At 69.6% G+C, this 12,835-nt stretch carries 10 protein-coding genes and 1 pseudogene; all 11 read right to left on the bottom strand.

All coding sequences use genetic code 11. The features are described 5' to 3' along the window. Positions 1–204: pseudogene (locus P3W97_RS05760) on the bottom strand (cell division protein FtsQ); the annotation flags it as partial. A 1-nt stretch (position 205) separates the two neighbouring features. Beyond that, positions 206–1,210: a D-alanine--D-alanine ligase gene (locus P3W97_RS05755; protein ID WP_300844666.1), complete on the bottom strand. Its 1,005-nt coding sequence runs from the start codon at positions 1,208–1,210 to the stop codon at positions 206–208. Further along, positions 1,207–2,640 carry a UDP-N-acetylmuramate--L-alanine ligase gene (gene murC / locus P3W97_RS05750; RefSeq protein WP_300844664.1) on the bottom strand — a complete coding sequence of 478 codons (1,434 nt, stop codon included), beginning with the start codon at positions 2,638–2,640 and terminating at the stop codon, positions 1,207–1,209. The genes P3W97_RS05755 and murC overlap by 4 nt, the downstream gene beginning before the upstream one ends. Continuing rightward, complete coding sequence (murG, locus tag P3W97_RS05745; protein WP_300844662.1) at positions 2,637–3,722, bottom strand: undecaprenyldiphospho-muramoylpentapeptide beta-N-acetylglucosaminyltransferase; 1,086 nt, start codon at positions 3,720–3,722, stop codon at positions 2,637–2,639. The genes murC and murG overlap by 4 nt, the downstream gene beginning before the upstream one ends. Then, on the bottom strand, positions 3,719–5,011 hold the full coding sequence (gene ftsW, locus P3W97_RS05740; protein WP_300844660.1) for a putative lipid II flippase FtsW: 1,293 nt from the start codon (positions 5,009–5,011) through the stop codon (positions 3,719–3,721). Before ftsW ends, murG begins: the two co-directional genes overlap by 4 nt. Then, positions 5,008–6,558, bottom strand: coding sequence for a Mur ligase family protein (gene murD / locus P3W97_RS05735; RefSeq protein WP_300844658.1), 1,551 nt, complete (start codon positions 6,556–6,558; stop codon positions 5,008–5,010). The genes ftsW and murD overlap by 4 nt, the downstream gene beginning before the upstream one ends. A gap of 5 nt (positions 6,559–6,563) precedes the next feature. Beyond that, positions 6,564–7,742: a phospho-N-acetylmuramoyl-pentapeptide-transferase gene (gene mraY / locus P3W97_RS05730; protein ID WP_300844656.1), complete on the bottom strand. Its 1,179-nt coding sequence runs from the start codon at positions 7,740–7,742 to the stop codon at positions 6,564–6,566. Further along, entirely contained in the window at positions 7,732–9,189 is a 1,458-nt protein-coding gene (gene murF / locus P3W97_RS05725; protein ID WP_300844654.1) for a UDP-N-acetylmuramoyl-tripeptide--D-alanyl-D-alanine ligase, read from the bottom strand. Before murF ends, mraY begins: the two co-directional genes overlap by 11 nt. Continuing rightward, positions 9,186–10,757 (bottom strand): UDP-N-acetylmuramoyl-L-alanyl-D-glutamate--2,6-diaminopimelate ligase, encoded by a 1,572-nt coding sequence (locus tag P3W97_RS05720; RefSeq protein WP_300844651.1) that lies wholly within the window; start codon positions 10,755–10,757, stop codon positions 9,186–9,188. The genes murF and P3W97_RS05720 overlap by 4 nt, the downstream gene beginning before the upstream one ends. After that, complete coding sequence (locus P3W97_RS05715) at positions 10,757–12,523, bottom strand: penicillin-binding protein 2 (protein WP_300844649.1); 1,767 nt, start codon at positions 12,521–12,523, stop codon at positions 10,757–10,759. The genes P3W97_RS05720 and P3W97_RS05715 overlap by 1 nt, the downstream gene beginning before the upstream one ends. Further along, positions 12,520–12,835: cell division protein FtsL (gene ftsL / locus P3W97_RS05710; RefSeq protein ID WP_300844647.1), on the bottom strand; the 316-nt coding region annotated here is incomplete at its 5' end. The genes P3W97_RS05715 and ftsL, both read right to left, overlap by 4 nt.

Genomic DNA, 12,835 nt, shown 5'->3' with positions numbered 1-12,835 from the left:
CAGCGCTCGCACGGCCACCGCATTTTGGTGCTCGACTTCGCCGCGCAGCTCGATGCCCTGCAGGGTCCACATCGGATGCCGCGCGACCCAGAGTCCCCCTGCCGCGACCGCGGCCAAGCCGGCGAGCGCAAACAGCGCTGCGGCAACGGCATTCATGATGCGCACATCGCTCGGCATGGGTGTGGGAACAGCGCGGGCGGCCATGTCAGCATTCCTCTTTGGCGCCAGCGGCAGCGGGCAGCGGGTTGTCCAACGCAGCGTCCGCCAGCAGGCGCAGGCACAGCGCGCCGTAGTCCAAGCCGGCTGCACGGGCCGACATCGGCACGAGCGAGTGACCCGTCATCCCGGGGGAGGTGTTGATCTCCAGCAGATACGCGCGGCGCGTGACGGCATCGATCATCACATCGGCGCGCGCCCAACCGCGACAACCCAGCGTCCGATATGCCGCCAGCACCAGGGCCTGAACGGCCGCCTCTTCGCCGGCTGGCAGGTCGCACGGCACGATATAGCGGGTCTCGTCGCCGAAGTATTTGTTCTGATAGTCGTAATTGCCGCCCGGCGCGACGATGCGAATGACTGGCAGCGCCTGTGCCGCGGCCCCGCTGCCCAACACCGGGCAGGTCACCTCGTCGCCAGCGATGAACTGTTCGCACAGCACGTCGGGGTCGTGCTGGGCGGCCAGCCGGTAGGCCGCAGCGCACTGCTGGCGCGCTGTCACCTTGGTCAACCCGATCGTGGAGCCCTCGCGCGCCGGCTTGACGATCATGGGCGCCCCCAGGGCGTCGAAAGCGGCACATGTTTCCTCGACGCTGCCGACCTGTCGCCAGTCGGGCGTGGGCAATCCTTCGGCGCGCCAGATGCGCTTGGTCATGACCTTGTCCATGGCGACGCTGGAGGCCAGCACCCCGGATCCGGTGTAGGGAATGCCCATCAGCTCCAGCGCCCCTTGCACGGTGCCATCCTCGCCAAAGCGGCCGTGCAGCGCGATGAAGGCACGCGCGAATCCTTCGCTGGCCAAGGCCCACAGCGACCGCTCGGCGGGGTCGAAGGGGTGGGCATCGACGCCCGCACGGCGCAGCGCGGCCAGCACGCCGCTGCCGGACATCAGCGAGACTTCGCGTTCGGCCGAGTGCCCGCCCATGAGCACGGCCACCTTGCCCAGCGCGCGCGGGTCCACGGCCTCCAGGGACAGGATCGGTGCGGCGGTCATACCCCGACCTCTTCGGTGGACAACGCCGCCGGCGCGCACGCCAGCGCCACCACACGGGCGGCCACGCTGCCAATCGAGCCCGCGCCCATGCACAGCACGACGTCGCCGTCGCGGGCGCTGTCCAGTAGGGCGCGCGGCAGATCGGCCACATCGGCCACGAACAGGGGCTCCACGCGCCCCGCCACGCGCACCGCCCGCGCCAGGCTGCGGCCATCGGCGGCCACGATCGGCGCTTCGCCGGCAGCATAGACCTCGGTCAGCAAGACTGCGTCGGCTTGGCCGAGCACGCGCACGAAATCCTCAAAGCAGTCGCGCGTGCGGCTGTAGCGATGCGGCTGAAACGCCAGCACCAGACGGCGTCCAGGGAAGGCCCCGCGCGCCGCAGCCATGGTGGCCGCCATTTCGGCTGGATGGTGACCATAGTCGTCGATGACCGTGGCCCTGCCCCCGGCAGGCAGCGGCACCTCGCCATAGGACTGAAAGCGTCGGCCGACGCCTTTGAACTCCGCCAACGCCTGCCGCACGGCCGTATCGGGAATGCCCAGCTCGACGGCCACGGCGATTGCCGCCAACGCATTGCGCACATTGTGCTCGCCCGGCAGATTGAGCACGACCTCCAGGTCCGGCAGCGCCACGCCGTTGCGTCGCTGTACCCGAAAATGCATCTGCCCACCGACGGCGCGCACATCCAGCGCCCGCACCTGGGCGTCCTCGCTCAAGCCATACGGGGTGATCGGGCGCTGGATGGCCGGCAGCAGCGCGCGCACATGCGCATCGTCGATGCAGACCACAGCCGCGCCATAGAAGGGCATGCGGTGCAAAAAGTCCACGAAGGCCTGCTGCAGCCGGCCAAAATCGTGACCGTAGGTGTCCATGTGGTCGGCGTCGATGTTGGTCACGACCGCCATCACAGGCAGCAGATTCAGGAAGGAGGCGTCGGATTCATCCGCCTCGACCACGATGTATTCCCCCTGCCCCAGCTGCGCATGCGCGCCGACGCTGTTGAGCCGCCCCCCGATGACGAAGGTCGGATCCAGCCCCGCGGCAGCCAGCACGCTGGCCACCAAGCTGGTGGTGGTGGTCTTGCCGTGGGTGCCGGCGATGGCGATGCCTTTTTTCATGCGCATCAATTCGGCCAGCATGACGGCGCGCGGCACCACCGGCAGCAGGCGCGCCTGGGCGGCCAACACTTCGGGGTTGTCGGGCTTGACCGCCGTCGAGACGACGACGCAATCGGCCCCAGCGATATGCGCCGCGTCGTGGCCGAGCAGCACGCGCGCGCCGAGCTGGCGCAGGCGCTCGGTGGCGGCGCTGTCGACCAGATCGGAGCCGGAGACGGTGTAGCCCAGGGTGAGCAGCACCTCGGCAATGCCGCTCATGCCGGCGCCGCCGATGCCGACGAAGTGGATATGACGGATCGCGTGTTTCATGATGGGGTGCGGGGGCTAGGGCAGGCCAGCGCGGTGCAGGCGCGCACCATGGCATCGACCGCTTCGGTCTTGCGCAGGGCATGGGCGCGTTCGGCTCGCTGGCACAGGTCGGCGCGGGTCAGGCTGCGCAGCCAGTCGGCCAGCCACTCGGGGCTCAGCTCGGCCTGCGGGCGCAGCCACGCCGCGCCCTGGTCGACCAGAAAACGCGCATTGGTGGTCTGGTGATCGTCCACGGCGTGCGGGAACGGCACAAACAGCGCCGCCGCCCCGACTGCGGCGATTTCGGTGACGGTGCTGGCACCGGCGCGGGCGATGATCACATCCGCCTCGGCAAAAGCCGCGGCGGTGTCGTCGATGAAGGCGACGCACTCGGCTTCGACTCCAGCCTGGGTATAGGCCGCGCGCAGCGCCTGCAGGTGGCGCTCGCCGCTTTGGTGCCGCACCTGCGGCCGCAGCGCTGCCGGCAGGCGGGCCAGCGCCTGCGGCACGGTCTCGTTGAGGGCTTGTGCGCCCAGGCTGCCGCCCACCACCAGCAGGCGCAACGGCCCGTGGCGGCCGGCAAAGCGCTGCGCCGGCGCGGGCTGCTGCAAAAAGGCAGGGCGCAAGGGATTGCCGATCCACTCGCCGTGCGGCAGCACCCCCGGGAAGGCGCAAAACACCCGGTCGGCCACCTGGGCCAGCAAGCGATTGGCCAGCCCTGCGACGGAATTCTGTTCGTGCAGCACGAGCGGCCGGCCGGCCAACACCCCCATCAGCCCGCCAGGGAAGGTGATGTACCCGCCCAAGCCCACCACCACGTCTGGCCGCACGCGGCGCACCACACGCCACGCCTGCCAAAACGCGCGCAACAGGCGCAGCGGCAACAGGGCCAGCGTCCGCAGTCCTTTGCCGCGCACGCCCCCAAAGGCCACCGGCTCGAACGCAAAACCACGCGGCGGCACCCACCGGGCCTCCATGCCACCGGGTGCCCCCAGCCAATGCACGCGCCAGCCCTCGGCACGCAGGGCCTCGGCCAGCGCCAGCCCAGGGAAGATGTGCCCCCCGGTGCCACCAGCCATCACGAGCGCGCAGGGCTGCGTCATGCGCGACCTCCGTGCATCAAAGCCTTGTTTTCCCAGTCCACGCGCAACACGAACGCGACTGCGATCAGATTCATCAGAATCGCCGATCCGCCGTAGCTCATGAACGGCAGCGTCAGCCCCTTGGTCGGCAGTGCCCCCAGGTTGACGCCGATGTTGATGAAGGCCTGAAAGCCGATCCACAGCCCCACACCCTGCACCGCCAGCCCGGCGAACACCTGGTCCAGCGCGATGGCTTGACGGCCGATCTGCATCATGCGGCGCGTCAACCACATGAAGAGGACAATGAGCGACAGCACGCCCACGAAGCCGAACTCCTCGCCGATGACGGCGAGCAAAAAGTCGGTGTGTGCCTCTGGCAGCCAGTGCAGCTTCTCGACACTGGCACCCAGCCCGACGCCGAACCACTCGCCGCGGCCCAGCGCGATGAGCGCATGCGTGAGCTGGTAGCCCTTGCCCAGGGCGTGCTGCTCGCTCCACGGGTCGAGGTAGGCGAAGATGCGCTCGCGCCGCCACTCGTTGGTCAGCACCACCATCGCAAATGCCGCCACCACCACCAGCGCGATCAAAAAGAACATGCGGGCGTTGACGCCCCCCAGGAACAGAATGCCCATGGCGATGACGGCGATCACCATGAAGGCCCCCATGTCCGGCTCGGCCAGCAGCAGCACGCCGACCAGCCCGACCGCCACGGCCATCGGCCAGACGGCGCGGAAGAAGCGCTCCTTGACCTCCATGCGCCGCACCATGTAACCGGCGGCATAAAGCAGAACGGCAAACTTGGCCAGTTCGGACGGTTGGAAATTCATCACGCCAAGGGCAATCCAGCGCCGCGCCCCGTTGACCCCCTTGCCAATGAAGGGCACGAGCACGATGACGAGCAGCGCGATCGCCACCAAAAAGAGCGGGTTGGCCAGCGTCTGCCAACGGCTCGTCGGGACCTGGAAGGCGATCAAACCGGCCACCGCACCGATGGCGATCGCCAGCGCATGACGCAGCGCAAAGTGGTACGGGCTGTAACTGGCAAACCGGGGGTTGTCCGGCAATGCGATCGAGGCCGAGTACACCATCACCAGCCCCCACGACAGCAGCGCCACCACCACCCACAGCAGCGGCTGGTCGATACCGCTGACGTTGGCCGCCGGCGCGGGGGAGCGGGTCCAGTCGCGGCGCATCAGCTGCACCGGGATCTCGCCACCCGCAGCGCCGGCTGCCCGCGGGCCCGAGCGGCCTTGCGGCAGCCGCGCGACCACTGCGGCCAGCCAACGGTTCCAGCGCTCGCGTGCGTTCATGCGGGCGTGCCCTCCTCGTGCTGCAGCGCGCGCACGGTCTCGACGAACACCTGGGCGCGGTGCGCATAGTCGCGGAACATGTCCAGACTGGCGCAAGCGGGCGACAGCAGCACCGCATCCCCGGCCTGTGCCTGCGCGGCGCACCAGCGCACCGCCGCCGGCAGATCCTCGAAGCGCGCCCGTAGCACCCCGCTGTCGGCCAGCACAGCCTCGATCGCCGCGGCGTCGCGGCCGATCAGCGCCACCGCGCGGGCATGACGGGCAACGGCCGCCGCAAGCGGGCGAAAGTCTTGCCCCTTGCCGTCCCCTCCAAGGATCACCAGCAGGCGGCGCTGCGCCCCCAGGCCCTCGATCGCCGCCAGCGTCGCGCCCACATTGGTGCCTTTGCTGTCGTCGATGTATTCCACATCGCCGACGATGGCCACCGACTCCACCCGGTGCGGCTCGCCGCGGTAATCACGCAGCGCATGCAGCAGCGGCGCGAGCGGCGCGCCCGCCGCCGTCGCCAGCGCCAGGGCGGCCAGGGCATTGGTGGCGTTGTGGCGCCCCTGGATGCGCAGCGCCTCGGCCGGCATCAGGCGCTGGATGTGCAGTGCGGCATCGGCGGCACGCGGACGGCGCGATCCGGCCTCGGCCTCGCCATCCGGTAAGGCCCGCACCAGCCAGGCGATGCCGTTGACGGTCTCCAGCCCCCAATCCCCGGGGCGCGTGGGCACGCCGGCGCCAAAGCTGGTCCAGGCCCGCCGCCCCGGCGCGGGGCGTGCGCGCGGCCCCGCAGCGGGTGGCTCGCTCGGCTGCCACGCGGCCACGATGGGGTCATCGCGGTTGAGCACCATCAGCCCCTGCGCGCCAAAGATGCGCGACTTGGCGGCTGCATAGGCCGCCATCGTGCCATGCCAGTCGAGGTGGTCCTGCGTCACGTTGAGCACGGTCGCCGCAGTGGGCTCGAAGCCCTCCACGCCATCGAGCTGAAAGCTGGACAACTCCAACACCCAGGCACGCGGCAGCGCCTGCGCGGTCAGCCGCTCGGTCAGCGTATCAAGCAGGGACGGGCCGATGTTGCCGGCCAGCGCCACGTCCCAGCCCGCGGCACGCAGCAGGTGGGCGGTCAGGGCAGTGGTGGTGGTTTTGCCGTTGGTGCCCGTGACGGCCAGCACGGCCGGCCGGTAAGCCTGCACCTCGGCCAGCGCCCGCAACGCCCCGGCGAACAGGCCCAGTTCGCCCAGCACCGGCACGCCCACGGCGCTGGCGGCCGCGGCCAGCGCTGCCATTGGTGCAGGGGCGATGCCCGGGCTGCGCACCACCATGGCCCACGGCGCACGGGCAAACAAATCGGCATCGAACGCCACCCCCGTCCACAGTCGGCTGCCCGGCGCTGCCTCGGCCAGGGCCGCGGCCTGGGGCGCAGCCGTGCGCGTATCCGCCACACTGACCCGGGCGCCAGCGGCGTGCAGCCAGCGCGCCACCGCCAATCCGGTGACGCCCAGCCCCAGCACGAGCACGTCGCGCTCGCGCACACCGGGCAGCAGATCATGGGTCCAGGGCATGGCGGTCAGCGCAATTTGAGGGTGGACAGGCCAATCAGGCACAACAGCATGGTGATGATCCAGAAGCGCACGACCACCTGGGTCTCGCGCCAGCCGGATTTCTCGAAGTGGTGGTGCAGCGGCGCCATCTTCAGCAGACGACGGCCCTCGCCATAGCGGCGCTTGGTGTACTTGAACCAGCCCACCTGCAGCATCACGGACAGCGCTTCGGCCACGAAAATGCCGCCCATGATGGCCAGCACGATCTCTTGCCGCACGATGACGGCGATGGTGCCCAGTGCCCCGCCCAAGGCCAGCGCCCCGACGTCACCCATGAAGACTTGGGCCGGATAGGCGTTGAACCACAGAAATGCCAAGCCCGCCCCGGCCATGGCGGCGCAAAACACCAGCACCTCGCCCGTGCCCGGGATGTAGGGCAGCAGCAGATAGCGCGCAAAGACGGCATTGCCCGTCACATAGGCAAACACCCCGAGCGCCGAGCCCACCATCACCACCGGCATGATGGCCAGACCGTCCAGGCCGTCGGTCAAATTGACCGCGTTGCTCGCGCCCACGATGACCAGATAGGTCAGAAGGACGAAACCCGTCACGCCCAAGGGATAGCTGATTTCTTTGAAAAATGGCACCATCAGGCCCGCCTGCTGTGGCAAGTCGATGGTGAAGCCCGAGACGATCCAGTCGGTGAACAGCGCCCACACCCCGCGGTTGGACCCCTCCGAGATGGCGAACACGAGATAGAACGCCGCCACCAACCCGATGACGGACTGCCAGATGTATTTTTCGCGCGAGCGCATCCCTTCAGGATCCTTTCGCACCACCTTGCGCCAGTCGTCCACCCAGCCGATCGCCCCCATGGCCCAGGTGACGGCCAACACGATCCAGACGAAGCGGTTCGTCCACTCGAACCACAGCAGCGTCGAGACCGTGATGGCAAACAGGATCAGCACCCCGCCCATGGTCGGGGTGCCGCTCTTGCTGAGGTGGGCCTGCACGCCGTAGGCGCGCACCGGCTGACCGATCTTGAGGGCGCTCAAACGCTGGATGAACCATGGCCCGGCCGCCACACCGACCAGCAAAGCAGTCATCGCGGCCATGACCGCCCGAAAGGTCAGGTACTGGAAAACCCGCAGAAAACCCAGCTCGGGCCAGACGCCCTGCAGCCACTGCGCCAGACTAGGCAACATGCGTCATGCCCTCCCCATCCGTGGCGCGCGCGAGCGCCTCGCAGGCAGCAACCACCCGCTCCATGCGCATGAAGCGCGATCCCTTGACCAACAGGCTGCCCCCGCCGTGCGGCACGGCTGCGGGCCAGGCCGCCAGCAGCGCCTCCACGGAAGGGAAATGCTGCAACGCCGCCGACGCGGCAGACCCCGTGGCTGACAGCGCAGCGGCCGCGCGCCCCATCCAGTCGCCCACCAGCCAGATGCGCTCGATACCGCGCGCGAGCGCGTAACGCAGCACCTCGTCGTGGAAGGCCAGCGCTTGGTCGCCCACCTCGCCCATGTCTCCCAGCAGCAGCCAGCGCGGCCCGGGCAACTCGGCCAGCACATCGATGGCCGCGCGCACCGAGTCGGGATTGGCGTTGTAGCTGTCGTCCACCACGGTCCAGGCGGCCCCCGACAGCCGCAGCGACTGGGTGCGGCAGCGGCCAGGCACAGGCTCGAAGGCGGCCAGCCCCGCCGCGATCGCGTCCAGCGACACCCCTGCGGCCAGCGCGCAAGCCGTGGCGGCCAAGGCGTTGCGCACATGGTGACGGCCGGCGATGCGCAGCCGGGTGACGAAGGCCCCGGTCGGCGTCGCCACGCGCAGCGCCCAGGCGCCGTCCACCCAGTCCGCCTGAGCGGACACGTCGGCCCCCTCCGCACCAAAGGTCAGCGTCGCGCGGCCTGCCGCCAGCGCGCGCCACAGCGGCGTAAACGGGTCGTCGGCTGGGAACACCGCAGTGCCCTGGGCCGGCAAGGCGCACAGCACGGCGCCATTTTCGCGTGCCACGGCTTCCACGCTGGCCATGAACTCCTGGTGTTCGCGCTGGGCGTTGTTGACCAAGGCCACCGTGGGCTGGGCCATTGCGGCCAGCTGGGCAATTTCGCCCGGGTGGTTCATGCCCAGCTCGACCACTGCCATCTGGTGCGTGGGGCGCAGGCGCAGCAGTGTCAGCGGCAGGCCGATATCGTTGTTCAGATTGCCCTGGGTGGCCAGGGCCGTCTCGCCGACCGCGGCGCGCAGAATCGCTACCGTCATTTGCGTGACGGTGGTTTTGCCATTGCTGCCGGTCACGGCCATGAGCGGACCGTGCCAGCGGGCGCGCCAGGCTGCGGCCAACTGACCCAGGGCACGGCGGCTGTCCGGCACCTCCACCCCAATCAGTCCGGCGGCAGCCAGCCCCTGCTCGGCCACCGCGCCGATGGCCCCGGCGGCAGCCGCCTGCGGTAGAAAGTCGTGTCCATCGAAACGCTCGCCGCGCAGCGCAACGAACAGATCGCCCGCTTGCAGGCTGCGGGTGTCGGTGTGCACCCGCTGCGGGGCGAGCGCCTGCAGGTCACCGACGACATGCGCACCTGGCAAAGCGGCCAGCAGTGCCCCCAGGCCGTCCATTGGCAGTCGGTCTGGCGGTGTCCAGATAGCCGTCATCCGCTCGCTCCCCGTCGCCGGCGCAGCGCGGCGCGCGCCTGCTGGAGATCAGAAAACGGCCGGCGCACGCCAGCCACCTCCTGGTAATCCTCGTGCCCTTTGCCCGCCAGCAGCACCACATCGGCCGCCTGAGCCTCGCGCACAGCGCGCTCGATGGCGACGGCTCGATCCGGCTCGACCCAGGCACGCGCTGGCACCGCCAAACCGGCCCGCATCTGGGCCAAGATTTGCAGTGGGTCTTCGCCGCGCGGGTTGTCGCTGGTCAGCAGCACGCGGTCGGCACCTTGCTCGGCCGCAGCGGCCATGCGCGGGCGCTTGCTGGGGTCGCGCTCGCCCCCGCAGCCCAACACGCACCACAGTTGGCCACCCCGGCGCGCGGCCAGGGGGCGCAGGGCCTGCAGCGCCTTCTCGACCGCATCCGGGGTATGGGCGTAATCGACCAGCACCAGCGGCAGATCCTCCGCTGGGCCGTCAGCCGCCCCCCACGCCGGCTGCATGCGGCCAGGCACAGGGCTCAGCGCGCGGCTGGCATCGGCCACGGCCGGCCACGGCGCCCCTCGGCTGCGCCACACCGCCATGGCGGCCAGCAGGTTAGCCAGGTTGTAGTCTCCCACCACCGGCAGCTCGAAGGTGGTCTGGACCCGACCTTCGGCAACGGTAAAGCGGGTTCCATGGGGCAGCCATTCGCGCGCCAGCAGGCGCAGCCGGGCGCCCGTCGCCGCCGGGTCGGTGGCATAGGTCCAAAGGTCCAGCCCACCATCAGCGCAACGCGCGGCCAGCGCCTGCGCCGACTCCCGCCCGTAGGGGTCGTCCACACAGAGCACCGCCACCTGCAGGCCTGGCCAGTCGAACAAGCGCCGCTTGGCGGCCCAGTAGGCCTCCATGCTGCCGTGGTAGTCCAGGTGGTCCTGCGTCAGGTTGGTAAAAAGGGCGGTGTGCACGCGGGTGCCGTCCAGCCGGCCCTCCTCGATGCCGATGGATGACGCCTCCAACACTGCGGCCTGCAAGCCATCGTCGGCAAAGGCGCGCAGCGCGCGTTGCAATGTCACAGGGTCGGGGGTGGTCAAGCCGGTCGGCACCAGCGCCGAGCCCGGCTGGCCGATGCCGAGTGTGCCGATCAAGCCTGCGCCTACGCCCAGCGCCTGCAAGCCTTGTGCCGTCCACCATGCGGTCGACGTCTTGCCGTTGGTTCCAGTCACGGCGATCAGGTCGAGCGCGCGGCTGGGGGTGTGCCAGAATGCGCTGGCCAGTGGCCCGGCCGCCGCGCGCAGACCGGCATAGGCGGCCACCCGCGCCGCGCTGGAGGGGGCGTCGGTGGGCGCGATATCGAAAGCCGCATCGGGGTTCGCACGCAACCAGTCGGCCAGACCCTGGGCCTCCACGACGGCGGCGACGGCACCGGCCTCGAGCGCGGCGCGCACGAAGCGGCGCGCATCGACCGCAGCGCCGGGCCAGGCGACGAAGGCATCGCCGGGGCGGACCTGCCGGCTGTCCGCACACAACCCGGTGGCGCCGCGCTCGCGCAACCACGCCAGTAGGGCGTCGAGGGTAGCGAAGGACGGCGCCATCAGACCGGCTCCTCCTCGATCACATCGGCGACGATCTGTGGCTGCACCCGCATATCGGGCGGCACGCCAAGCAGGCGCAGCGTCTGCTGCGCCACATCCGAAAACACGGGCGCGGCCACGGCTCCGCCATAAATTACGCCGTTGCCCGGTTCATCCACCATCACGGCAATGACCACCCGCGGCTGCTCGACCGGCGCCAGCCCGACGAAGAAGCTGCGGTATTTGCGTGCCGCGTAACCCTTGCCCTCCTGCTTGCGGGCGGTACCGGTCTTGCCCCCGACCGAGTAGCCGACGGTCTGCGCCAGCTGAGCGGTGCCGCCAGGGCCCGCGGCCATGTGCAGCATGCGCCGCACGGCCAGGGCGCTGCGTTCGCTGAAGACGCGCACACCGTGCGCCGGCTGGTCGGTGCGCATCAGGGTGACCGGAACCAGCTCGCCGTTGCGGGCAAACACCGTGTATGCCTGGGCCAGTTGCAGCAACGACGCCGACAGGCCATAGCCGTAGCTCATGGTTGCCTGCTCGATCGGCCGCCACGTCTTGTAGGCGCGCAGCCGGCCGCTGGTGGCCCCCGGAAAGGGTACCTGTGGCTTGTGCCCGAAGCCTGCGCGCGTGTAGGTCTCCCACATGTCGCGCGGCTGCATCTGCATGGCCAGCTTGACGGTGCCGATGTTGCTGGATTTTTGGATCACCTCGCTGACGGTCAGCACGCCATAGGCATGCACATCTGTGATGGTGAAGCCCCCCATCTGCAGCCGACCTGGCGCGGTCTGGATCGGCGTGTCGGGGGTGACCAGACCTTTGTCGAGTGCCAGCGCGGCGATGAAGGGCTTCATGGTCGAGCCCGGCTCGAAGCTGTCGGTCAGCGCTCGGTTGCGCAACTGCTCGCCAGTCAGCTGGCGGCGGTCGTTGGGGTTGTAACTCGGGTAGTTGGCCAGCGCCAGGACCTCGCCGCTCATCGCATCCAGCACCACCACGCTGCCGCCACGGGCGTTGTGCTGCCGCACCGCCTCTTTTAGGCGCTGGTAGACAAAAAATTGGATCTTGCCGTCGATGGAAAGCTGCAAATCCTTGCCGTCCAGCGGCGGCACGATATCGCGCACATCCTCGACGATGCGGCCGAGCCGGTCCTTGATGACCCGACGCGACCCGGGGCGGCCGAGCAGCTCGCGCTCGAACGCCAGCTCCACCCCTTCCTGCCCCCGGTCCTCGACATTGGTAAAGCCAACCACATGCGCGACGGCCTCCCCCTGGGGATACTGCCGCTTGTACTCCTTGCGCAGATACAGGCCCTTGATGCCCAGCGCCTGCACCTGGCGCGCCACGGGCTCGTCCACCTGGCGTTTGATCCAGACGAAATTTTTCTCGCCCACGTCCAGCCGGCGCTGCAATTCGGCCAAGGACATGTTCAGCAGGCGCGCGGCGTCGCGCAGCCCAGGGTGGTGCGGGTCCACGTCCTCGGGGTCGGCCCAGACGCTTTGCGCCACCACGCTGGTGGCCAGGATCATGCCGTTGCGGTCCAGAATACGCCCGCGGCTGGCTGGCAGCTCCAGCGTGCGCGCGTAGCGGACCTCACCCTGGCGCTGGAAGAAATCGCTGCCAATCACCTGCACATAGGCCGCGCGCGCCGCCAGCCCGGCGAAGGCCAGCGCCAGCATCCCGACGATGAAACGGCTGCGCCAGACCGGTGCCGCACTGGTCAGCAACGGGCTGCTGCCATAGGGGATGCTGCGTGCGGACAGCGCCGCGGTGACCGGCCGGCGACTCATGGACGCCCCCCCGGTCCGATCTCGGTCGACGACAGCGCCACATATTCGGTAATGCCAGGGTGGGCTGGGCGCATTTGCAGCTGGCGCTGGGCGATTTGCTGAATCCGCGACGGGGCAGCCAGCGCCCGCTGCTGGGCAACCAAGCGCTCGTGCTCCGCCGCCAGTCGGCTGGCCTGCGCCCGTGCGCGCTCGTTGGCGGCATACAGCCGCCGCGATTCGTACTGCAGCGTCACCAAATAGAAGCTGCTGGCCAGCAAGGCCAACAGCAGGACGAGGTTCAAGCGCGTCATGCCCGCCGCCCCCCTGTCGCCC

This window comes from Tepidimonas sp. (genome assembly GCF_029335975.1).
GTDB lineage: Bacteria > Pseudomonadota > Gammaproteobacteria > Burkholderiales > Burkholderiaceae_C > Tepidimonas.
This window is presented reverse-complemented; position numbering and strand designations above follow the sequence as displayed.

Excerpts from the sequence above, each read along its gene's own strand:
- P3W97_RS05755 (WP_300844666.1), bottom strand. The coding sequence starts at position 1,210 with ATGACCGCCGCACCGATCCTGTCCCTGGAGGCCGTGGACCCGCGCGCG.
- murC (WP_300844664.1), bottom strand. The coding sequence starts at position 2,640 with ATGAAACACGCGATCCGTCATATCCACTTCGTCGGCATCGGCGGCGCC.
- murG (WP_300844662.1), bottom strand. The coding sequence starts at position 3,722 with ATGACGCAGCCCTGCGCGCTCGTGATGGCTGGTGGCACCGGGGGGCAC.
- ftsW (WP_300844660.1), bottom strand. The coding sequence starts at position 5,011 with ATGAACGCACGCGAGCGCTGGAACCGTTGGCTGGCCGCAGTGGTCGCG.
- murD (WP_300844658.1), bottom strand. The coding sequence starts at position 6,558 with ATGCCCTGGACCCATGATCTGCTGCCCGGTGTGCGCGAGCGCGACGTG.
- mraY (WP_300844656.1), bottom strand. The coding sequence starts at position 7,742 with ATGTTGCCTAGTCTGGCGCAGTGGCTGCAGGGCGTCTGGCCCGAGCTG.
- murF (WP_300844654.1), bottom strand. The coding sequence starts at position 9,189 with ATGACGGCTATCTGGACACCGCCAGACCGACTGCCAATGGACGGCCTG.
- P3W97_RS05720 (WP_300844651.1), bottom strand. The coding sequence starts at position 10,757 with ATGGCGCCGTCCTTCGCTACCCTCGACGCCCTACTGGCGTGGTTGCGC.
- P3W97_RS05715 (WP_300844649.1), bottom strand. The coding sequence starts at position 12,523 with ATGAGTCGCCGGCCGGTCACCGCGGCGCTGTCCGCACGCAGCATCCCC.